Source organism: Flavobacterium sp. HJSW_4, assembly GCF_042436695.1.
Classification (GTDB): domain Bacteria; phylum Bacteroidota; class Bacteroidia; order Flavobacteriales; family Flavobacteriaceae; genus Flavobacterium.
On sequence record NZ_JBHNPP010000002.1, the window covers coordinates 290,676 to 313,320 of the forward strand.

Annotated in this window: 16 protein-coding genes; 11 read left to right on the top strand and 5 right to left on the bottom strand. The window is 33.4% G+C overall.

The window, feature by feature from the left end; all coding sequences use genetic code 11:
* Positions 1 to 51 precede the first annotated feature (51 nt).
* From ACE01P_RS03115 to ACE01P_RS03145, 7 genes are all read left to right on the top strand, one after another.
* A complete protein-coding gene (locus ACE01P_RS03115; RefSeq protein ID WP_379694024.1) occupies positions 52 to 1,734 on the top strand; it encodes an OstA-like protein in 1,683 nt (560 codons plus the stop codon).
* Positions 1,735 to 1,852: 118 nt separating this feature from the next.
* Entirely contained in the window at positions 1,853 to 3,046 is a 1,194-nt protein-coding gene (locus ACE01P_RS03120) for an aspartate aminotransferase family protein (protein ID WP_379694027.1), read from the top strand.
* Between the two features lie 263 nt (positions 3,047 to 3,309).
* Positions 3,310 to 4,704 (top strand): tetratricopeptide repeat protein, encoded by a 1,395-nt coding sequence (locus ACE01P_RS03125; RefSeq protein WP_379694029.1) that lies wholly within the window; start codon positions 3,310 to 3,312, stop codon positions 4,702 to 4,704.
* A 2-nt stretch (positions 4,705 to 4,706) separates the two neighbouring features.
* A complete protein-coding gene (locus tag ACE01P_RS03130; RefSeq protein WP_379694032.1) occupies positions 4,707 to 5,459 on the top strand; it encodes a shikimate dehydrogenase family protein in 753 nt (250 codons plus the stop codon).
* A gap of 68 nt (positions 5,460 to 5,527) precedes the next feature.
* Positions 5,528 to 6,274: a lipid A phosphoethanolamine transferase gene (locus tag ACE01P_RS03135; protein WP_379694035.1), complete on the top strand. Its 747-nt coding sequence runs from the start codon at positions 5,528 to 5,530 to the stop codon at positions 6,272 to 6,274.
* A 250-nt stretch (positions 6,275 to 6,524) separates the two neighbouring features.
* On the top strand, positions 6,525 to 8,492 hold the full coding sequence (locus ACE01P_RS03140; RefSeq protein ID WP_379694037.1) for a DUF349 domain-containing protein: 1,968 nt from the start codon (positions 6,525 to 6,527) through the stop codon (positions 8,490 to 8,492).
* Between the two features lie 189 nt (positions 8,493 to 8,681).
* Positions 8,682 to 9,098 carry an OsmC family protein gene (locus ACE01P_RS03145; RefSeq protein WP_379694040.1) on the top strand — a complete coding sequence of 139 codons (417 nt, stop codon included), beginning with the start codon at positions 8,682 to 8,684 and terminating at the stop codon, positions 9,096 to 9,098.
* A 69-nt stretch (positions 9,099 to 9,167) separates the two neighbouring features.
* On the opposite strand, the gene ACE01P_RS03150 is transcribed toward ACE01P_RS03145, so the two are convergent.
* Positions 9,168 to 10,439: a tetratricopeptide repeat protein gene (locus ACE01P_RS03150; protein WP_379694043.1), complete on the bottom strand. Its 1,272-nt coding sequence runs from the start codon at positions 10,437 to 10,439 to the stop codon at positions 9,168 to 9,170.
* A 36-nt stretch (positions 10,440 to 10,475) separates the two neighbouring features.
* On the bottom strand, positions 10,476 to 13,115 hold the full coding sequence (gyrA, locus tag ACE01P_RS03155; RefSeq protein WP_379694045.1) for a DNA gyrase subunit A: 2,640 nt from the start codon (positions 13,113 to 13,115) through the stop codon (positions 10,476 to 10,478).
* 257 nt (positions 13,116 to 13,372) lie between these two features.
* On the opposite strand from gyrA, the gene ACE01P_RS03160 reads away from it, so the two are divergent.
* The 4 genes from ACE01P_RS03160 to ACE01P_RS03175 all read left to right on the top strand — a co-directional run bounded on the left by ACE01P_RS03160 (position 13,373) and on the right by ACE01P_RS03175 (position 18,686).
* Entirely contained in the window at positions 13,373 to 15,919 is a 2,547-nt protein-coding gene (locus tag ACE01P_RS03160; RefSeq protein WP_198857199.1) for an ATP-dependent Clp protease ATP-binding subunit, read from the top strand.
* Between the two features lie 140 nt (positions 15,920 to 16,059).
* Entirely contained in the window at positions 16,060 to 17,427 is a 1,368-nt protein-coding gene (gene rimK, locus ACE01P_RS03165) for a 30S ribosomal protein S6--L-glutamate ligase (RefSeq protein WP_379694047.1), read from the top strand.
* Between the two features lie 34 nt (positions 17,428 to 17,461).
* Positions 17,462 to 18,082: a hypothetical protein gene (locus ACE01P_RS03170; RefSeq protein ID WP_379694049.1), complete on the top strand. Its 621-nt coding sequence runs from the start codon at positions 17,462 to 17,464 to the stop codon at positions 18,080 to 18,082.
* 85 nt (positions 18,083 to 18,167) lie between these two features.
* A complete protein-coding gene (locus ACE01P_RS03175) occupies positions 18,168 to 18,686 on the top strand; it encodes a DUF421 domain-containing protein (RefSeq protein ID WP_379694052.1) in 519 nt (172 codons plus the stop codon).
* Positions 18,687 to 18,726: 40 nt separating this feature from the next.
* On the opposite strand, the gene ACE01P_RS03180 is transcribed toward ACE01P_RS03175, so the two are convergent.
* The 3 genes from ACE01P_RS03180 to ACE01P_RS03190 form a co-directional block, all read right to left on the bottom strand.
* A complete protein-coding gene (locus tag ACE01P_RS03180) occupies positions 18,727 to 20,082 on the bottom strand; it encodes an SMI1/KNR4 family protein (protein WP_379694055.1) in 1,356 nt (451 codons plus the stop codon).
* Between the two features lie 36 nt (positions 20,083 to 20,118).
* Positions 20,119 to 21,114, bottom strand: coding sequence for a WG repeat-containing protein (locus ACE01P_RS03185; protein WP_379694058.1), 996 nt, complete (start codon positions 21,112 to 21,114; stop codon positions 20,119 to 20,121).
* A 173-nt stretch (positions 21,115 to 21,287) separates the two neighbouring features.
* Complete coding sequence (locus tag ACE01P_RS03190) at positions 21,288 to 22,628, bottom strand: anion permease (RefSeq protein ID WP_379694060.1); 1,341 nt, start codon at positions 22,626 to 22,628, stop codon at positions 21,288 to 21,290.
* Between the last annotated feature and the right edge of the window lie 17 nt (positions 22,629 to 22,645).

Below are 22,645 nucleotides of genomic sequence, written 5' to 3' on the forward strand. Positions count from 1 at the left end.
ATCGGCCACAGGTTCTATCCTTTTTTATAAATTTGACAAAAATTTAATCAGTTGAAGAAATCACTCTTTTTCATATTTTGTTGTCTGTTTCTTAGCGTACAATTTATTTCTGCGCAGGCCAAAAAAACTGCACAAACTCCTAAAAATATCGTCATCGAAAATGCTGACTTTTCCGATGTGGATCAGGTTAATGTACCAGATGCACTTTTGCTTACTGGAAATGTAAAAGTGAATCATGATGGTGTTGTGCTGACTTGTAATAAAGCCTACTTTTTTCAAAAAGAAAATTATCTAAAAGCATTCGGAAATGTGCAATTAGTGCAGGGAGACACTTTATTCTTGAATAGTAAATATGCGGAATATAGCGGAAATGAAAGAAAAGCTTTTGCTACAGGAAATGCGGTTTTAACTTCTCCAGATGCTACTTTACAGACTGATACGATTAATTTTGACAGAAACGTTCAAGAAGCTTTTTATAATACAAAAGGTACAATTGTAAACAAGGATAATACTTTGGTAAGTAAATCTGGAAGGTATTATGTAAAAGAAAAGAAATTTCAGTTCTTGACTGAAGTGACAATTACAAACCCGAAATACGTGATTAAATCAAACCATTTGGATTATTACAGTAATTCTGGACATACGTATCTTCTTGGCCCCTCAACTATTACAAGTAAAGCCAATTACATTTATACCGAAAAAGGTTTTTATGATACGAAGAAAAACTTAGCGCATTTTCTTCGAAGATCGTATATCAAATATGACGACAGACTCATAGAAGGCGATAGTTTATTTTACAATCGAAATATTGAATTTGCATCGGCAACACGAAATGTAAAAATTACAGATTCGATCAATAAAGGAATTGTAAAAGGGCATTATGCGGAACTTTATAAGCTTAAAGATTCGATGTTTGTAACCAAAAGAGCTGTTGCAATCAATTTAGTTGAAAATGATTCGGTTTACATTCATGGAAAAAAATTATTGGTAACAGGAAAAGAAGGCGAACGAATTCTGCGTGCTTTTAATAATGTCCGTTTTTATAAAACAGACATGAGCGGTAAATGCGATTCGATACATTCGAATTCTAAAACGGCTTTGACAAAACTTATTGGAAATCCGATTCTTTGGAATGGTGATAACCAAATCACAGGTGACGTAATGCACTTGATTGGCGACAATAAAACGAGAAAAATTGATTCTTTAAAAGTACTAAACAATAGTTTCGTACTCTCCAAGGACACACTCGGAACCGGTTTTAATCAAGTCAAGGGACTCAATTTGTATGGAAAATTCCGGGATGGAAAACTACATGATGTTGATGTCATTAAAAACACGGAAGTCATTTATTACATGAGAAATGATACGAACGAGTTGATCGGAATCAATAAAAATGTTAGTAGTAAAATCAATATGATATTGGAGAATAATGCGATCGAAACCATTACTTTTTTCAATAAAGTGGATGGCGATATTTTCCCTGAAGACGAACTTCCCGAAAATGCCCGCAAACTGCGAGGAATGAATTGGCGAGGCGATGAAAGGATAAAATCGAAAGATGATATTTTTACTACCGAAGACAACGAACTGAACGAAAAACTGATTAAAGAAGGAAAGGAACAAGAAGAAAAAGGTAAAAACATTCCGCTAAAAGTCAGAAAAGAAACGTTGAATTACGACAAGAAAAATCCAAAACCTGCTGTTAAAACTGAAGCTAAAGCTAAAAGCAAATAGTTATTAGTCACGGTCGCAGTTTACAGTCTTGGGATAGTTAATTCAAGAAACTTAACTTAAACGTAAAGTTAAAGATCTTAGAACCTCAGTACCTTTGCTACTTTGAACCTTAAAAGAAATGAATCCAGATTTTATAAAATACCAAGCGCAGACTTCTCCTTACCCATTGGGAATGGAAGTTTCGCATGCCATTGGCTCTTACATATACGATACAAACGATAAAAAATATTTAGATTTTGTTGCCGGAGTTTCGGCTTGCACTTTAGGACATCAGCATCCTCGAGTGAATCAGGCGATAAAAGATCAGTTGGACAAATATTCGCACGTAATGGTTTACGGAGAATATTCGCAAAGCCCAGCCGTTCAATATTGCAAATTAATGGCTTCTCTTCTTCCAGAATCTTTAAATAAAACTTATCTGGTAAATTCGGGTACAGAAGCTATCGAAGGCTCTTTAAAGCTTGCAAAACGAGTTACAGGCCGTAGTCAGCTTATTTCTTGCCACAACGCTTATCACGGAAACACAATGGGTTCTATGAGCGTTATGGGGTTTGAGGAGCGCAAACAAGCTTTCAGACCTTTGCTTCCAGATGTTGATTTTATCACTTTCAATAACGAAGAAGATTTACAAAAAATAACCACTCGAACAGCGGCGATTCTTTTAGAAACTATTCAAGGCGGAGCAGGTTTTATTCAGCCAGAAAACAACTTCCTTGAGAAAGTTCGTAAACGTTGCGATGAGGTTGGAGCACTGATGATTGTTGATGAAATCCAACCAGGTTTTGGAAGAACAGGAAAACTTTTTGGTTTCCAAAATTATGATGTTGTTCCAGATATCGTTGTTATGGGTAAAGGAATGGGCGGCGGAATGCCAGTTGGAGCATTTACTGCTTCTGCCGAAAAAATGGATCTTTTAACAGAAAATCCAAAATTAGGGCATATTACGACTTTTGGAGGCCATCCTGTCATTGCGTCAGCTTGCTTAGCTACTTTGCAAGAATTAACTGAAACAAATTTAATGGCAGAAACACTTGAGAAGGAAAAACTGTTTAGATCACTTTTGGTACATCCTTTGATTACAGAAGTTAGAGGAAAAGGATTAATGCTTGCTGCAATGACAGAATCAGCAGATATTACAAACGAAGTCATTTTAAGCTGTCAAGACAGAGGACTTATTTTATTCTGGCTTTTATTTGAAGGATGCGCAATACGAATTACACCTCCTTTAACCATTTCTGAAGACGAAATTAGAGAAGGTTGTGCGATTATTTTGGAAGTAATGGACGAAATAATGAAAAAGAATAACAACTAAAATATCAGATTATTTTAGTGCTGTTTTTAATTAAACGAAACAAAATATCACTCAATTTCTATTTCGATAAAGTCTTCCGATATAAATTAAAAAATGACAAAACTGAAGCTAATCCCTTTATAACAAGAGAGATTTCTTCCCAAAATAGAATAAAAAACGCCATATATTGTTAATTAAATTGTTCAAAACAATTAATTTCTTATCCTTACAACAATTATATGGTTGCCTAAATTTATAACAGGCTAATTTCAAATATACGAAGTATGCAATTAAGCAACGAAGAAGAAGATTATAACCTATCCCTATCCAAATTTGAGTCGATGTTGAAAACTAACAAAGTGCTCTTTTTTGATTCTGAAGAATTCGAAGAAATAATCCTTCATTATTTAGATATAGGTAAGGCTAATTTAGCAAAAAAGGCCTTAAAACTTGCATTAGACCAGCATCCAAAATCTACAGGCTTAAAATTAGTACAAGTAGAAATGCTAGTTTATGATGACAAACTCGACATCGCCGAAAAGCTTTTGAATGAGTTATACGCAATTGAACCTAATAACGAGGAAATTTACATCCAAAAAGCCAATATCTGTTCTAAAAGAGATCAGCACGAAAAAGCAGTTGAACTGTTAAAAATCGCGCTTCAATACACTGATGATTATGCTGATGTGTACAACTTGATCGGAATGGAATATCTTTTTATGGATAATCTCGAACTTGCAAAGGACAGTTTCATCAAATGTCTTGAAGAAGATTTAGAAGATCAATCTGCTCTGTATAACGTAGTGTATTGCTTTGAGTTTTTAGACCAAAATCAAGAAGCTATTGTCTATTTAAACGATTACATCAACAGAAATCCGTACAGCGAAATCGCTTGGCATCAGCTTGGACGTCTTCACTATGGCATAAAAGAATACGAAGCGGCAATTCGTGCATTTGATTATGCAACGCTGATTGATGATGAATTTTTGGGTGCTTTTATGGAAAAAGCCAAAGCTTACGAGCGCCTGAAAAAATACAATGAAGCCATTGAAAGCTATAACAGAACCATCGAATTGGACGATGCGACTTCGTACGCCCTTCTTCGAATTGGAAAATGTTATGAAAAACTTGGAAATTTAGCGAAAGCAATTCAATATTATAACCAAACTGTACATGAAGATCCGCTTTTAGACAAAGGCTGGATTGCGATTACAGATTTTCACCTTCGCCAAAAAAACTATCAAAAAGCATTATTTTTTGTGAATAAAGCTTTGGCGATTGACAATCAAAATCGTTTGTATTGGAAAAGATATGCGACTATCAACAAACAAATGAATTTCTTTGAAGAAGCCGAATTTGGTTTCAGAAAAGCGGTTGAGTTTGGAGATTATGCATTAGATACTTGGTTGTACTGGGTTGATATTCTTCAATTTTTAGGAGAATTTGAAACGGCTGTTCAGACTTTATTACAAGCTTCAGAATATTTCCCTGAAGAAAATGAAATCGAATATCGTTTGGCTGGATTGTATTTCATGATTCAAGACAACACAAAAGCTAAATTTCACCTAAGCAACGGATTACGTTTAAACTTTGATAATTATATCTTAATTGAAGATTTATTCCCTGTTGTTTGGGCAAAAAAAATGGTAAAAAATTACATAGAAAAACATCGCAAATAAGAATGGTTGATATTTTATTAAGAAGACGTTTTGGATTATTAGGACGCAACATAAGCTACTCTTTTTCAAAAGGTTATTTTACAGAAAAATTTAATAATGAAGTTTTTGCTGGTAACAGCTACGAGAATTTTGACATTTCTGAGATTAATTACTTCACAGAATTAATTAAAAACAATCCTGATTTAAAGGGATTAAACGTTACAATTCCGTACAAAGAACAAGTTATTCCTTTCTTAGATAAACTATCACGAAAAGCAACTTTAATTGGCGCTGTAAACACCATTAAATTTACTAAAAACGGTAAATTAAAAGGTTACAATACTGATTATTATGGATTCAAAAAGTCGCTTAAACCACTATTGGAGCCACATCATAAAAAAGCTCTTATTTTAGGAACAGGCGGAGCTTCTAAAGGTGTTGCTTTTGCTTTGGACGAATTGAATATTCCGTACACTTTTGTTTCTAGAGAAGCAAAAGAAAATATCATTGATTATGATTTGATCAATGCCACTACTTTTGACAATTTTCAAATTATAATTAACTGTACACCAGTTGGAACAAGTCCGAATATTGAGGCTTGCCCAAATTTACCGTACGAGTTTTTTACAGAAAAACATATTGCATACGATCTAATCTACAATCCGGCAGAAACTACTTTCTTACGAAAAGCAAAAGAGATGGGAGCTGTTATTAAAAACGGACATGATATGCTTATTTTTCAGGCTGAGAAAGCTTGGAAAATCTGGAACAAATAAAATAAGTATCAAAAAATAAAATGTTAACGTATTTTTTGTATTTTTAATCCACTAATTAACAGGTGGTTATGAAGAAAATACTAGTACTTAGCATTTTATTTTTTTTATTTAACAATCTACTTTCAGCTCAAAATACAGACACCATACAAAGTCCGCTATCTGAGCCTCGATATCATTATTTCCTAAAGACAATTCTGTTTTATAATGAATATCTAGATACCGACAAAGGTTCATTTAACACCACTCAAGTTCGTTTTCTGGTGCCAATTGGCAATAAAGCCTGGAATTTACGTTTTGATCTTCCGCTGGTTTCCACCAACACCGAATCGACCAATAAAACAGCGATTGGAGATGTTGGAGGCGGTATAAGTTTTATTCCTTATTTGAGAAATAACAACGGTATTGCACTAAGAACCCGCGTTTATTCTAACACAGCTGCAGATCCTAATTTTGGAACTGGAAAATGGGTTGTTATGCCTGCAATGGTTTATGGAAGATATTTCAATAAAAAAAAGTTTCTATCCTTAACAACAGCAGAATATCAGCAGAGTTTTGCTGGAAACAGCGATCGTTCTGACATTAGTATCTTTCTCATCGAAAATCTTTTAATGCATTTTTTTGGAAAAAACTGGGTTTCAGGTGACGTTGCTTTTCGATACAACGCTGTTTTAGAAGGTTTTCAAAATAATGCTTTTGTCGAATTCGGACGAAAAATAACTCCCTCAAATCTAGTTTACATACACCCCAGCGCTGGTTTTGGCCCTAATAGAACTTATAATTGGGGTATGGAAGTTGGAGTACTTATTCTTTTCTAATTTAAAAGAATGGCAATATAAGTCCTAAAAAAGTAGATTATTGAGAGTCTTTTTCAAAAACAATACTGATTTTGAATTTATATATACTTCATCAATTCAGTAAAAATATATTCAACATACTAGAAAACTTTCTGAAAGAATAAGAATTTCGTCGTAAAATACCGTATAAACAAGTGATTTATTTTGTAGTTAGAAACACCTTTACTATCTTTCGCATTGTTTAAAATAAAAACCTTATACATTTTTAAAGATGTTAGAAGAAAAGAATGATAACCTGCATGAAGCAGACGGAAAATCTGGAATCGAAATAAATGATTCTGTAACAAATGAAGCAATTGAAGTATCAGATTCTGAAGATTTAGTCTCAGAAACTGATAATGAATTCGAAAAACAAGAAAGTGCTCATCAAGAAGCCTTAGATGTTATCACCAATTCAAATGCTGCTGAAAGTGAAGACGAAACTTTGAAGGAACGTCATGACATTCCTATGCAAGATTACAATACGTTTTCTCTTGATGCCCTTGTTGATGAACTTAAAAAATTGGTTAATATAGACAAAGTTATGTCTGTAAAAGATCATATTGAAGAAATCAAAAAGGCTTTTTTACTGCAATATCACCATCTTATAGAGGAGAAAAAAGAAGAATTTTTAGCTTCTAATCCAGATCCTAATGAAGAATTTGAATATCATCTTCCTTTAAAATCAAAATTTGACGAATACTATAATGTTTTTAGAGAGAAAAGAAATGCTCATTTTAAACATTTACAGACCAATCTAAAAACCAATTTAGATGCGCGTTTGGCTATTGTCGAAGAATTAAAAGAATTAATCAATCCACAAGAAAACATCAAAGACACTCTTAAACATTTTAATGAATTAAGAGAAAGATGGAAAAATGCTGGAGCAATTCCGAAAGACAAATACAATCACGTTTGGAATAATTACCATTTTCACGTAGAAAACTTCTACGATTATTTACACTTAGATCGCGAAGCTAGAGATTTAGATTTTAAACACAATTTAGAACTAAAACAAAAAATTATAGCTCGCGTTGAAGAATTGGTAAATGATGCCGATGTTAGCAAATCTTTCCGTGAATTACAGGATTTACACCGAATCTGGAAAGAAGAAATTGGACCAGTTTCTAAAGAACATCGCGATGCGATCTGGAATCAATTTAGCGAACTGACAAAAAAAATACACGATAAAAGAGAACTTTTATTTGAAAGCCAAAGAGCAAATGAGCAAAAAAATCTTGAAATTAAAAAAGAGATTATTGCTAAAATTGAAGTACTTGGAAGCGAAAAAGTAAATTCTCATTCGCAATGGCTTGTTCAAATTCAGAAAGTAGAAGATTTAAGAAATGAGTTTTTTGCAGCTGGAAAAGTACCTTCTGAAGTAAATGAAGAAACATGGGCAGCGTTTAAAACTGCGGTTAGAAATTTTAACGCTTTCAAAAATTCGTTTTATAAAGACATTAAAAAAGATCAAAACGATAATTTAAACAAAAAACTGGCTCTTGTTGCAAAAGCAAAAGAATTACAGGAAAGTACTGATTTCCCTGCTACAACTCCTATAATGAAACAGATCCAGGAAGAATGGAAGCAAATTGGCCATGTTCCTAAGAAATATTCAGACAAAATCTGGAAAGAATTTAAGGATGCCTGCAACCATTATTTTGATAAATTAAAAGAACACAAATCTGAAGAAAATAGCGAAGAAGTTGTCGCTTTTGACAACAAAAAAACATATTTAGATACTTTGAGAGCTTTCCAACTTACTGGAGACCACAAAACAGATTTAGATGCCATAAAAGCGCATATTGAAACTTGGAAAGGCTTTGGTAAAGTTCCTTTTTCAAGAAGACACATTGAAGGAAAGTTCAATAAAATATTAGATGCTCTTTTTGAAAAACTAAGTTTAAGCAAAAAAGAATCTGAAATGATGCGTTTTGCAAACCGCATTGATTCTCTAACTGACAGCAACGATACGCGTAAATTAGACAATGAAAAAATCTTTATTATGCGTAAAATTGAGGAAGTTCAAAATGAAATTTTCCAGTTAGAAAACAACATTCAGTTTTTTACTAATACTAAAAATGCTAAAAAAGAGAATTCAATAGTTACAGAAGTTCGTAAAAACATTGCGATTCACAAAGAAAGCCTTGAAGTTTGGAAAGATAAATTGAAACAATTAAGAAACTTAGGACAGGAATAAATCCTAATTTTATTTTTTAAGATATTTCAAAAGGTGCTATAAATTTTATAGCACCTTTTTTTTGCGAATTTACTTTCAGCTAACAAATTGATAAAGCGCGAATGCAAAATTTTCGGTATATTTGATAGATTACTACAATTTGATAATCAACCGAATAACAATCCAAATATTAATTTTAATAACTAAAAGATGAAATTTACAAGAAAAGCACACGCCAATTGGCAAGGAACCGGTATGGAAGGAAAAGGAACAATAAGCACGCAAAGCACAACTTTAGATAATGCACAGCTGTCTTTTAAAACGAGATTTGCAGATGGTGTTGGAACAAATCCAGAAGAATTGGTTGCTGCAGCGCATTCTGGCTGTTTTACAATGCAATTAAGTTTTTTACTTAACGAAGGTGGTTTTACAGCAGATGATTTAACTACAGAAGCTACAGTAACTTTTGAAGATGGAACAATCACTTTAATTCATTTAGATTTAAAAGGAAAAGTTCCTTCTATTTCTGCTGAAGAATTTGAAAAAACAGCTGCAAAAGCGAAAGAAATCTGTCCAATTTCTAAATTATTAAATACGACTATTACTTTATCTGCAACATTACTTTAAGTTTCAGATTTAAGCATAAAAAAACCATCAGTAAAACTGATGGCTTTTTTTTATTTTATGTACTAAAAATTAGTTCATTGTAGCTTTTAGTGCTTTTGCTTCAGCAGTCATCTCTAAAGCTTTGTAAACCCCCAACAATGTTTTAGCAACATCATCATTTTTAGGATCTAACTCGTTAGCTTTTTTAAGGTAAGGAATAACTCCTTTGAAAACACTTTCTCTTTGTGCTTTTAAAACATCGTAACGTTTCATGTCTTTAGCAGAAGTACCCAATTTATTCATTTCGTCAATGATTGGTTTTTCAGCCTCTAATTTTAAAGCTGCAAGATTTAAGTAAGCGTTTGTATATTCTGGATTGATTTCAATCGCTTTTAAGTAATATTTCTCTGCGTCAGCATTATTCTTAGCTCCAGCGCTAATTACTCCTAAATTGAACACTAAATCAGCATTGTTTGGATCTTTTTGTAAAGCCTCACCAACTAATTTTTTGTACATATCGAAGTCTTTAGTCTCAAGATATAAATTAGCTTCAGTTAAGATTAAAGAACTATCATCTGGATTTGCTTTTCTAGCATCAGCGATTGCTTTTTTAGCATCTTCAGTACGTCCTTTCTGAACTAAGATTAATGCTAAGTTTTTGTAGATTTCACCTCTTTTAGAAGGAATAGCCTCAGTTTTAGGTTTTTCGTGAGTTCCTAATTTAATAGCTAAATCTCTTTCTTTAGCGTTAGCAAAGTTATCTTCGTTACCGTTCGCTTTGTTTACAGCTAAGTATAAAGTTCCTTTTCCAGAAAAGTTTAATTTTTTCAACTCTTCATACATTGGTAAAGCAACATCAAAATCTTGTGAATTTACAGCTGTAGAAGCTGCATAGTACAAGTTGATTGTATCTTTTTTATCTAACTCATATGCTTCGTACAATTTTTTTGCACCATCAGCATGTTTGTTTGCTTGTGTATCAGCAATTGCAGAATTAATCAACAAACCTTTGATGTTAGTGATTGATGCCGCAGCTTGTGTAGAATATTTTTGTTTTCCAGAAGCTTTTTCTACTTCAATTAATTTTTTATAACTGCTTGCAGCTGCTAATAAGTTTTTACCTTCTTCAACTTTTTTGTTTGCAAGGTCAAGAAAAGCATTCCCTTGAACGAAATAAAATTGTGCCTGCTCAGTATCTTTTGCATTTACAACTAAGTTTTCAGCATCTTTTAGTATTGTAATTGCTCCTTGAGCATCACCACTTTTTAATGCTTTTTCAGCGTCTTTAATTTGATCTTTTTGAGCAAACGTAGCTACAGAGATCAGTAATGCTGATGCAAGTATTACATATTTACTTTTCATAATAATATTTGTTTGTATTTAATTTTTGTTTTTTAACTATTCTTCAGATTCCTCGTCTTCTGCATCGTCTTCATCTTCTACTGCTTCATCATCAGAGTCGTCTTCCTCTTCTGCCGATCCATCGTCTTCAAGAACCTCCATATCTGGTTTAACCCTTTCGATTACAGATTCGATTACATTACCATCTTCATCTAGCTCTACTTCTTCTGCATCATCTTTCATTACAGTTGTTACAGCAGCGATAGAATCTTTTCCTTTTAAGTTAATCAATCTAACACCTTGAGTTGCACGTCCCATAACACGTAAATCTTCAATTGCCATTCTGATAGTCAATCCAGATTTATTAATAATCATTAAATCATCTGCATCTGTAACAGCGTTAATTGAGATCAATTTACCTGTTTTATCCGTGATATTAAGCGTTTTTACCCCTTTACCTCCACGGTTTGTAATTCTGTACACATCTTCTCCATCATCGTCAACTAATTTAGTACGTTTTCCGTATCCGTTTTCAGTTACAACTAAGATTTGAGATGTAGAGATATCGTTTTTATCTACAGTAACCATTCCGATTACTTCGTCAGTTTCATCTTTTAAGGTAATACCACGAACTCCAGAAGCTGTTCTTCCCATCGGACGTGTTTTAGTTTCTTCAAAACGAACTAATTTACCAGATTTAACCGCTAAGATGATTTGGCTTTCTCCGTTTGTTAACTGAGCTCCAAGTAATTCATCACCTTCTTTAATTGTAATAGCAGCAACTCCATTCGCTCTTGGTTTAGAATATTTCTCTAAAGAAGTTTTCTTAACCTGACCTTGTTTCGTTACCATTACAAGATTATGCGTATTGATATAATCTTTGTCTTTTAAGTCTTGCGTACAAATGAAAGCTTTTACTTTATCATCACTTTCAATGTTTACCAAGTTCTGAATTGCCCTACCTTTTGCTGTTTTGCTTCCTTCTGGAATTTCATAAACACGCATCCAGAAACATTTTCCTTTTTGAGTAAAGAACATCATATATTGGTGATTTGTCGCCACGAACATGTGCTCTAAGAAATCTTGATCTCTTGTTCCAGCACTCTTCTGTCCAACTCCACCTCTATTTTGAGTTTTGTATTCAGATAAGTTTGTACGTTTGATGTAACCTGCGTGCGAAATAGTAATAACCACATTTTCGTCGGCAATTAAATCTTCAATACTTACATCACCACCAGAATATTCGATTTGAGAACGTCTTTCATCACCGTATTTATCACGGATTTCTGTAAGCTCTTCTTTAATCAAATCGATTCTCATATTAACATCTGCTAATAAAGCTTTCAAATGCTCAATTAACTTCATTAATTCGTCAAATTCAGCTCTTAATTTATCTTGCTCCAGACCTGTCAACTGACGTAAACGCATCTCAACAATTGCACGAGCCTGAATATCTGATAATTTAAATCTTTCGATTAATTTTTCTCTTGCTTCGTCAGTGTTTTTAGATCCTCTAATTAACGCAATTACTTCATCGATATTGTCAGAAGCAATGATTAATCCTTCTAAAATATGAGCTCTTTCCTCAGCTTTACGCAATTCAAACTGCGTTCTTCTAACTACTACATCGTGACGGTGCTCAATAAAGTAGTGAATCATATCTTTTAGATTCAATAATTGAGGACGTCCTTTAACTAATGCAATATTATTTACACTGAAAGAAGATTGTAATTGAGTGTATTTGTATAAAGTATTTAAAACTACGTTTGGTGTAGCATCACGTTTTAAGATATAAACGATACGCATACCTGTCCTATCCGACTCGTCACGGATATTGGCAATACCTTCGATTTTTTTCTCGTTAACTAAGTCAGCAGTACGTTTGATCATTTCTGCCTTGTTAACTTGATATGGAATTTCAGTAACGATGATACACTCTCTTCCGTCAACTTCTTCAAAACCAACTTTAGCACGCATTACAATACGCCCTCTACCGGTTTTAAAAGCTTCACGAACACCTTCATATCCATAGATAATACCTCCCGTAGGAAAATCAGGCGCTTTAATATGAGTGATTAATTCGTCTACTTCAATATCATTATTATCAAGATACGCCAAAGTACCATTGATAACTTCAGTTAAGTTATGTGGCGGCATGTTAGTCGCCATACCTACCGCAATACCAGTTGCTCCGTTTACTAATAAAGTAGGAACTCTTGTTGGCATTACTTTAGGCTCGTAAATTGTATCGTCAAAGTTCAATTGAAAATCAACTGTTTCTTTTTCGATATCGGCCATAATCTCTTCAGAGATTTTACGCATTCTGGCCTCAGTATAACGCATTGCTGCAGGACTGTCTCCATCTACAGATCCAAAGTTACCTTGTCCGTCAACTAATAAATAACGCATACTCCATTCCTGCGCCATACGTACCATTGCATCATAAACAGAGGTATCACCGTGCGGGTGGTACTTACCCAGAACCTCCCCTACAATTCTCGCAGACTTTTTGTGGGCAGATCTTGATGTTACACCTAAATCATACATTCCATAAAGAACTCTTCGGTGCACTGGTTTCAAGCCATCTCTAACATCAGGAAGTGCTCTCGACACAATTACCGACATCGAATAATCGATGTAAGCTGACTTCATTTCATCCTCTATGTTAATGGGAATTAACTTTTCTCCTTCAGACATAAGTTGTTATATTAAATAATTATATTAGTTTTCAAAGCGTGCCAAGATACGTTTTTTTAAAATTTTTTCAGCTATTTCCTTACACTTATTTAAATGATTTATTAACAACTTTATTTTGGCTTTTAGTTAATAAATTAAGCGTTTTTTAACTCATTTATTGTCTTTTTTTTCGTCTATTAGCTGACAGTAGTTCTTGAAGGTACGGTTTTTGTTTTTAAAACAGTAATTCACTAAATTTACAATACCAATTATATATTATGGATGATAATTTTTCACCAAGAGTAAAAGATGTAATTACGTACAGTAAGGAAGAAGCTCTTCGTTTAGGGCACGACTTTATTGGTACAGAACATCTTATGCTAGGTATTTTAAGAGATGGTAACGGAAAAGCTATTCATATACTTAATAACCTAGCTGTCGATTTAGATCATTTACGCAGAAAAGTAGAAGTACTTAGCCCTGCTAATTTGAGCGTTGAAGTAAATGCAGAGAAGAAAAACCTTCATCTTACCCGACAGGCCGAAAGAGCCCTGAAGACCACTTTTCTTGAAGCAAAAGTATTTCAAAGTTCATCAATTAGCACCGCGCACCTGCTGTTATGTATCTTGAGAAACGAAAACGATCCAACAACCAAGCTATTGAATAAACTAAAAATAGATTATGACGTAGCTAAAGAACAGTATTTAAATATGACTCCAAACGAAGAAGAATTCTTAGAAAACTTGCCAAGAAACGAATCATATAATGATGATTCAGGACAAGATGACAGTCTTAAAGAAAGCAGCTTTAATAATCCCGCCAATAAGTCAAACAAAAAATCTAAGACTCCAGTTTTAGATAATTTTGGGAGAGATTTAACAGAAATGGCTGAAGAAGGGAAATTAGATCCTGTAGTAGGACGTGAAAAAGAAATTGAGCGTGTATCGCAAATTTTAAGCCGTAGAAAAAAGAACAATCCGCTTCTTATTGGAGAACCTGGAGTTGGTAAATCTGCTATTGCAGAAGGACTAGCTTTACGTATCATTCAGAAGAAAGTTTCTCGTATTCTTTTCAATAAACGTGTTGTAACTCTTGATTTAGCAAGTTTAGTTGCTGGAACAAAATACAGAGGACAATTTGAAGAAAGAATGAAAGCCGTAATGAACGAGCTTGAGAAAAATGATGACATTATTCTTTTTATTGACGAAATCCACACTATCGTAGGAGCTGGAGGAGCAACAGGTTCGCTTGACGCTTCAAACATGTTCAAACCTGCTTTAGCAAGAGGAGAAATTCAATGTATTGGTGCTACGACTCTAGATGAGTACAGACAATATATTGAGAAAGATGGCGCATTAGAAAGACGTTTCCAAAAAGTAATTGTGGAACCAACTTCTGTTGAAGAAACGATCGCTATTTTGAACAACGTAAAAGACAAATACGAAGATCACCACAATGTAACATATACACCAGAAGCTATCGAAGCTTGTGTTAAACTTACAGATCGTTATATGTCTGAGCGCTTCTTACCAGACAAAGCTATTGATGCCCTTGATGAGGCTGGATCTCGCGTACACATTACTAACATCGATGTTCCGAAACAAATTTTGGATTTAGAGCGTCAGCTGGAAGAAGTTCGCGAAATGAAAAATATGGTTGTTAAAAAACAAAAATATGAAGAAGCAGCCAAACTTCGCGATGACGAAAAACGTATCGAAAAAGATCTTGCTTTAGCACAAGAGCAATGGGAAGAAGATTCTAAAAACAACAGAATTGAAGTTACAGAAGATAATGTAGCTGATGTTGTTTCGATGATGACAGGAATTCCTGTAAACAGAATTGCACAAACAGAAAGCAACAAATTGGCTCAATTACCTGAATTAATTCAGAACAAAGTAATTGGTCAAAATGAAGCAGTTCTTAAAATTGCACGTTCTATTCAACGTAATAGAGCCGGACTTAAAGATCCTAATAAACCAATTGGTTCATTCATTTTCTTAGGTCAGACTGGAGTTGGTAAAACGCAATTGGCTAAAGTTTTAGCAAAAGAATTATTTGACTCTGAAGATGCATTAGTTCGTATCGATATGAGCGAATACATGGAGAAATTTGCAATTTCTCGTTTAGTTGGAGCGCCTCCGGGATATGTCGGGTACGAAGAAGGTGGTCAATTGACAGAGAAAGTTCGTAGAAAACCATACTGTGTAGTTCTTTTAGATGAGATCGAAAAAGCACATCCAGATGTATTCAATATGATGCTTCAAGTTTTAGATGACGGATATTTGACAGATAGTTTAGGTCGTAAAATCGACTTTAAAAATACTATTATCATTATGACTTCTAACGTTGGTGCACGTCAATTGAAAGACTTCGGACAAGGTGTTGGATTCGGAACTGCAGCAAGAACTGCTCAGGCTGATGAAAACTCAAAAAGCATTATCGAAAACGCTTTGAAGAAAACTTTTGCTCCTGAGTTCTTAAACAGAATTGATGATGTAATTGTATTTAATGCATTAGAAAAAGCTGACATCGATTTGATTATCGAAATCGAATTGAAAAAACTTTACTCTCGTATTGCAGAGTTAGGTTACAAATTAAGCTTGACTGATAAAGCAAAAGCATTTATCGCTGAAAAAGGTTTCGACAAACAATTTGGAGCGCGTCCTTTAAAAAGAGCAATTCAGAAATATGTTGAAGATTTGTTAGCTGAAGAAATCATCACTTCGAAAATTCATTCTGGCGATGAAATTATGATGGATTTAAAAGATGATTCACAAGAATTATCAGTTGAGATTCATAAAGCAGAAGAACCGACTAATCAATAAATTAGTCAAAAATTATAACACATATAATATGCCCGTTACGTTTTCATAACATAACGGGTATTTTTTTTATTAAAAATCACTATCTTTAATAAAAGCAATTAGCTATTTTTGAATTTAATTCTACAATAAAAAAACAAAATATGCTTCAAAACAAAGTCATTTTAGGTAGCGAAGAATGGTGCTCATTTCCAGAACTTGGAATCCCGACAATCAAGGCTCGTGTCGATTCTGGTGCCAAAACTTCGGCAATGCACGCTTTAAACATAGCTCCTTTTATAAAAAATGATGCCAATTGGGTTAAATTCGACATTAATCCGATTCAGAATAATATTAAAACTGTTATTCACTGCGAAGCACCGCTGGTAGACAAAAGAATCGTAAAAAGTTCAAGCGGTTTTAGAGAACACCGTTATGTTATTCAAACTAGTCTAAAAATTGGCGATACAAAATGGCCAATCGAAATGACTTTGACTAATCGTGATTCTATGGGCTTTAGAATGCTTTTAGGGCGCGAAGCTATGAGCGGAAGGGTTTTAGTCGATCCAGAACAAAAATACCTTTTAGGACAGCCTACAGCAGAATCTTTAAAAGAATTATATCAAAATTCTGAAAAAGCAAAAACCGGTTTACGAATTGGTCTTTTAGCCAGCAACCCAGAATTATACAGCAATAAAAGAATCATGGAAGCCGGCGAAATGCGCGGGCACGAAATGCATTTCCTAAACATTAAGGAATGTTACATGAAATTGGATGCTAAAAAACCTGAAATTCACTACAGAGGCGGAACAATTTTAAATGAATTCGACGCTATCATTCCTAGAATTCGTCCAAGTATTACTTTTTACGGTTGTGCTTTAACACGTCAGTTTGAAGCTTTGAAGGTTTTTGTTTTAAATTCATCGACAGCAATCACTCAATCAAGAGATAAATTATATTCTTTACAATTGCTTTTAAACAGCGGAATTGATATTCCAACAACTGGATTTGCTAATTCTCCGCTTGATACAGACAACTTAATTAAAATGGTAGGCGGTTCGCCATTAATTGTAAAATTATTAGAGGGAACGCAAGGAAAAGGCGTTGTTTTGGCAGAAACCAAAAAAGCGGCAGAAAGTGTTATCAACGCTTTTAAAAGTTTAAATGCTAATATCTTAGTTCAAGAATTTATTAAAGAAGCCAACGGAAAAGATATTCGTTGTTTTGTAATTGATGGTAAAGTTGTTGCGGCAATTCAGCGTGAAGCTATGCCGGGCGAATTTAGAGCTAATATCCACCTTGGCGGAACAGCTTCTGTGATTAAAGTAACTCCAGAAGAAAAAAAGATCGCTATAAAAGCAGCAAAAGCAATGGACTTAAAAGTTGCCGGAGTAGATATTATTCGTTCTTCTAAAGGGCCTTTATTACTAGAAGTAAACTCTTCACCAGGTCTAGAAGGAATCGAAGGCGCAACAAATAAGGATGTCGCTGGAGAAATGATTAGAGCGATTGAAAAGAATTTTAAATTATAACAGTTACATTTCTAATTATTTTAGAATATTATAAATGAGAAAAGTAGTAATCTTTCTAATTTTAATCATAACCGGATGCAGTAAAAATGATTGCTCTACTAATGAAAAGGTTAGAAAGATTGAAACTGATAAAATCATAGAAACTTTTATCAAACAAAACCACATTGAGAATTCTAAAGATTCTTACCCCGTTTGCAGCAGTTTCAAAAAACTCAAAATTAATACTGAGAGTATATATGCTCAACCATCAAAAAAGACAGCAACTGTAAAACTCCCTCCTCGTTTACCACGAATATTTGAAAACACAGAAATTTATATTGAAAGACTTTTGAATGCTAACTTAAAAGGAGAAAAAATATTTAACAGCAAGGATTCTATAAACTTTGTAGAACAAAACAATTGTTTTTTAAAATACACAATACCAGAAAAAATATCAAAAAAGCTAAAAACAATTTCAGTATCAAAAATTGATAAAGCTGAAGAATGCATGATATTATCAATACCTATATTTTCTCAAGACAACAAAAAAGCCTATATGGAAATTAACTGTTATCGAAAAGAATTACCATATGGAATATCAGTCTATTTAGAAAAAAAAGATACTATTTGGAAAATCATTGACACAAAAAGCACTTGGGTCAAATGCTCTGGCTAAAAAAAAAACATTAATTACTTATAAAGCTTTGTCAAAATTTTAAAACTTTGCCAAAGCTTTTTTATTTAACTTTAAAATAAAAAATATGACTTTTCCATATCTTGATATTGTTTTAAGAAGTATTGCTGTTTATTTTTTCATGACGATTGCCTTACGAATATTTGGCAAAAAAGAACTTTCGCAATTAAACACTGCCGATGTAATTTTGATTTTACTAATCAGTAATTCGGTTCAAAATGCAATGGTGGGGCCGGACACAAGTCTAACTGGCGGATTAATCGCTGCTTTAGTTTTATTTATAATCAATTACATCATTAAAAAGCTGACACATCATTCTAAAGTTTTTGAAGATTTATTGTTAGACAAACCTCAAATCCTTATTCACGACGGAAAACTAGATTTTAAAGCCTTAAGCAAACTTGATATTTCTGACGAAGAATTAAAAGAAGCCATGAGAGAACACGGAATTGAATTTTTCAAAAACGTAAAGCTGGCGATGCTAGAGATTGACGGAACAATTAGCATCATCTCTGAAGATGAAAAGAAACTAAAACAGACACATTACAAACGCAAACATAATCGCAAAAACCTTCAAAAGTTTTGATTTAAAAAAGACCGATTTTAATTTGAAATCGGTCTTTTTTTTAATCTTGAATCTTTTTTACAGTCTCATTGGTCAAACCAAAAGCTTCAAGCCTATTATTTAGATTAATCAAAATATTATCTTGCTCAACTGGAAACCTTTCTGCAATATTTTTATAATGCTTTAAAAGTTTTTCTTCTTTTACACCATCTAAAGCCTGTAAAGTAGTATGTACAATTCTATTTATTTTATCATTCAAACCTATAATAAAGGTTTCCAGATAATCTGCTTTATTTTCTAATTGCCCAAGAGAATAATAAGCCGTCACCCTTATCTCTTCATTTAAATGAGTAGTAAACGGAATAATTATCGAACCGTAATCTATATTCATTTCCTTCAACAAATAAGTACTAAAACGAAAAGTTTCTTCATCATTTATTTTTGAAACATTTTCCTTAATTACATCTAACCAATCAGCACTTTTATCTTTTGCATACCAAAATACAAATTGAAAAACAACAAGTAAATTTTCTTTCGAATACGCTAATAGGTTATCATAAGCACGATTATAATCAAATTTAGTCAGGATTTGAAGCAGAGTTTGCCTTTCTCTTCCAGACGTTAAATAAAACTGTTTCAATAAAACATCTAAAGTCTCCGAATCAAGATTATCTTTTTTAAGCAAACTTCTTAAACACTCATATTTATCTTCAAATTTATCGGAAGAAAAATAAACTTCCAAGATATAATTTACAGAACCACTCAACGTAAATATATACAGTAGAGGATCATTTTTCATTATCTTTTCTGGTATAATTCCGTCGAGCCACCTTTCATACCACTCCAAAAAGTTCGATTCGAAAGCAAAGAATGGTTTTTGCCTGTCGATATCAATATTGACAACCCTCCCTTTAAATTGCCCATTTAAAACAAGTCCATAATAATATGTACAGCCTTGCGTGCCAATAGGCAGAATTCCTCCAAAGATTTTCCCTAACTCGACATCAAAATCCTCATCAGAAATATTCTCATCAATCTTTTCTGTTAATTCTCCCCAGAATTCGTCACTCATATTTGGGTATATCTTGCAATCTTGCTTTAGAGCATTTTCAGGATTTTCATAAACAAATTCTTCCAGATTTTTCCCAAAAGGAAATATTCCGTAATCAGGTCCAGCGGCAGAATTTTGATATGAATTTCCGCCATTTCCAAGATGCATCAAAAAAGCTTTATAAGACTCTGGCAGAGAAATGTTATACTCTTTTTCAAATTTTAAAATATCTTCTTTATTTGCTCTTTCACCTAAAATATATTCATGACTGCTAGAGCCAAATACTTTTAAATCTTTATCAGCATCTTTAGCTAAAAATAGTTTTATTTTTATTCTTTCAATTTGATCTAAAACCTCTTGATTCATTACAACATTTCATTTAACAACATTTGCTAATCAACTTTATTTCCCCACAGGAATCCTTACAATCGCTGCCCCATCAACAAAATCATCTGCTTTTTCATATTTTGGAGACACAATCTCTTTTCCTTCTTTATCAATGAAGCCGTATTTTCCATTTGATTTTACAATAGCGATTCCATCTTTAAAAGATTCAATTAGGTCATATTTTGTTGCAACAATTTCTTTTCCTTCTTTATTAATTAGACCGTATTTGTCTTCTAATTTCGCTTGAATCAAATCATCATTTAAAACCATGAAATCATATTTTACAGGCACGATTTCTTTTCCTTCATTATCCAAAACTCCATATTTTTTTCCCAACTTTACAATAGAAATCCTATCTGAAAAATAAAAATTCATGTCGTATTCAACTGGGATTACTATTTTGCCCTCCTCACTAATCACTCCATATTTATTATTGGATTCTACTATTGCAAGTCCTTCTTTGAAGTTCTGAACACGGTCATAAATCGGCGGAACAACCTCTTTTCCTATTTGATCTACAATACCATATTTGTCGTTCAATTTCACAACAGCAAATCTGTCTGTAAAGTCATTTATTTCATCATATTTCGGAGTAATCTCTTCTCCTACTACATCGATAAAACCCCATTTCTCATTTAGTTTTACAGCTGTTATTTCTGGAGATAAAGTTTTCACATCTTCATATTTTTTAGACAATAAAACATCTGTCGACTTCACTAAATATTGAGTTTTAGCATTTTTATTACTTACTATAATCCAATTCTGTTTATTTATCACTCCATCATAAATACAGCGAACAACTTCTTTTCCCGTTCTATCTACTACTCCAGATTTGTCTTTTAATTTCACCACAGCAAAACCGCTTAAAAACGCCTCAACAGCATCATACTTGCACGGAACTATTTCTTTTCCTGTCTGATCAACAAAACCGTATTTAAAAGATTTATTATTTAATTGAGCAAAACTAGTTTTTACAACCAGCATCAAAACCAATAGAATTATTTTCTTCATATTTAAAATATTAATCTGTCGATAAAAATAGATAAAATCTGACGTAATCACAGCTATTAAAAGCCTTTATTCTTTCACTTTAAAACAAAAAAACCGATTTCAAATTGAAACCGGTTTGTATATTGATAAAACATGATTTAATTCTCACATTTTATAAAATTCATCTTTTCAGATTACATAAATACACTTAAAATAAAGTAAACTAATCCTGCCAATAAAGCCGAAATTGGAATAGTTAAGATCCAAGCCCAGATTAAACTTACTGTTACTCCCCAGCGAACTGCAGATACACGTTTTGTTAATCCAACTCCAATGATAGATCCTGTAATAGTGTGCGTTGTACTTACTGGAATTTTCAAGTGCTCAGTAAAGTAAAGTGTCAAAGCTCCTGCAGTTTCTGCCGCAACACCTTCAAAAGAACTTACTTTTGTAATTTTTGAACCCATTGTTTTCACAATTTTCCATCCACCACTTAAAGTTCCAGCAGCAATTGCAGAATAACATGCTAACGGAATCCAGCTTGGCATAATTCCTTTAACACCTAGATCTTCGTTTGGCAAAACAACGTCTAACCAAGCGTCCATGTGAACACCAGGATTTGTATTGATATAAACCGCTACAGCTGCAGCAATAATACCCATTACTTTTTGAGAATCGTTACCTCCGTGACCTAAACTAAATGCCGCAGAAGATAATAATTGCATTTTCTTTAAAGCAGCATCTGCTTGGTGAAGATTCAAACTACTGAATATTAAACAGAATGCGCTTACTGTCAATACAATAAAAGCAACTAAAAACCATTTAATATTATGAGAATCAAACACAACACTCCAGAAATGAGATTCAAAACGAGGTTTTCCGTGTTCTATAATTTCTTCATAAGAAACCATTTGAAAATACACAAAAATAATCGTAGCAAGCATTAAAGCTATTGTAAAGATTTTTGGTCCGATTGTTTTACGAGAAGCATTTAAAAGCCAAATCGAAATTAAATAAGAAGCCAATGCTCCAATTAATGGCGCTAAGACAATAAATGCAATAATAATAAGAACTCCAGAAGGCATTGCTCCATCTTTTCCGGCTTTATACCAGCTTACGATTTCATACCAGTAATGCGTCGCTCCATCTGCTCCAACATATCCTGAGAAACCGTGTACTGCAATAGCATGTGCAACTGCAGCTCCAGCAAAACCTCCAATAAGTGTATGCGATGAACTTGAAGGAATTCCTAACCACCAAGTCAATAAATTCCAACAAATTGCGGCAATAACCCCAGCTAAGATTACTACTAGGTTAATTTCCATGGTATGGGCTGTTTTAGCAACAGTATCTGCAACACCAAAACCAAAAACCCAATACGCCAGAAAGTTAAAAAACGCTGCCCAAAGAACGGCCTGAAAAGGCGTAAGTACCTTTGTAGCAACAACAGTCGCTATAGCATTTGCCGCATCATGAAAACCATTGATGTAATCAAAAATTAAGGCTAATACTATAATTAATATAAGTAGCGTCATAAAATTATAACTTCAGA

What these genes read in the sequence shown, in the direction of transcription:
- ACE01P_RS03120 (WP_379694027.1), top strand. Translation starts at nt 1,853, where the DNA reads ATGAATCCAGATTTTATAAAATACCAAGCGCAGACTTCTCCTTACCCA.
- ACE01P_RS03125 (WP_379694029.1), top strand. Translation starts at nt 3,310, where the DNA reads ATGCAATTAAGCAACGAAGAAGAAGATTATAACCTATCCCTATCCAAA.
- ACE01P_RS03130 (WP_379694032.1), top strand. Translation starts at nt 4,707, where the DNA reads ATGGTTGATATTTTATTAAGAAGACGTTTTGGATTATTAGGACGCAAC.
- ACE01P_RS03135 (WP_379694035.1), top strand. Translation starts at nt 5,528, where the DNA reads ATGAAGAAAATACTAGTACTTAGCATTTTATTTTTTTTATTTAACAAT.
- ACE01P_RS03140 (WP_379694037.1), top strand. Translation starts at nt 6,525, where the DNA reads ATGTTAGAAGAAAAGAATGATAACCTGCATGAAGCAGACGGAAAATCT.
- ACE01P_RS03145 (WP_379694040.1), top strand. Translation starts at nt 8,682, where the DNA reads ATGAAATTTACAAGAAAAGCACACGCCAATTGGCAAGGAACCGGTATG.
- ACE01P_RS03150 (WP_379694043.1), bottom strand. Translation starts at nt 10,439, where the DNA reads ATGAAAAGTAAATATGTAATACTTGCATCAGCATTACTGATCTCTGTA.
- gyrA (WP_379694045.1), bottom strand. Translation starts at nt 13,115, where the DNA reads ATGTCTGAAGGAGAAAAGTTAATTCCCATTAACATAGAGGATGAAATG.
- ACE01P_RS03160 (WP_198857199.1), top strand. Translation starts at nt 13,373, where the DNA reads ATGGATGATAATTTTTCACCAAGAGTAAAAGATGTAATTACGTACAGT.
- rimK (WP_379694047.1), top strand. Translation starts at nt 16,060, where the DNA reads ATGCTTCAAAACAAAGTCATTTTAGGTAGCGAAGAATGGTGCTCATTT.
- ACE01P_RS03170 (WP_379694049.1), top strand. Translation starts at nt 17,462, where the DNA reads ATGAGAAAAGTAGTAATCTTTCTAATTTTAATCATAACCGGATGCAGT.
- ACE01P_RS03175 (WP_379694052.1), top strand. Translation starts at nt 18,168, where the DNA reads ATGACTTTTCCATATCTTGATATTGTTTTAAGAAGTATTGCTGTTTAT.
- ACE01P_RS03180 (WP_379694055.1), bottom strand. Translation starts at nt 20,082, where the DNA reads ATGAATCAAGAGGTTTTAGATCAAATTGAAAGAATAAAAATAAAACTA.
- ACE01P_RS03185 (WP_379694058.1), bottom strand. Translation starts at nt 21,114, where the DNA reads ATGAAGAAAATAATTCTATTGGTTTTGATGCTGGTTGTAAAAACTAGT.
- ACE01P_RS03190 (WP_379694060.1), bottom strand. Translation starts at nt 22,628, where the DNA reads ATGACGCTACTTATATTAATTATAGTATTAGCCTTAATTTTTGATTAC.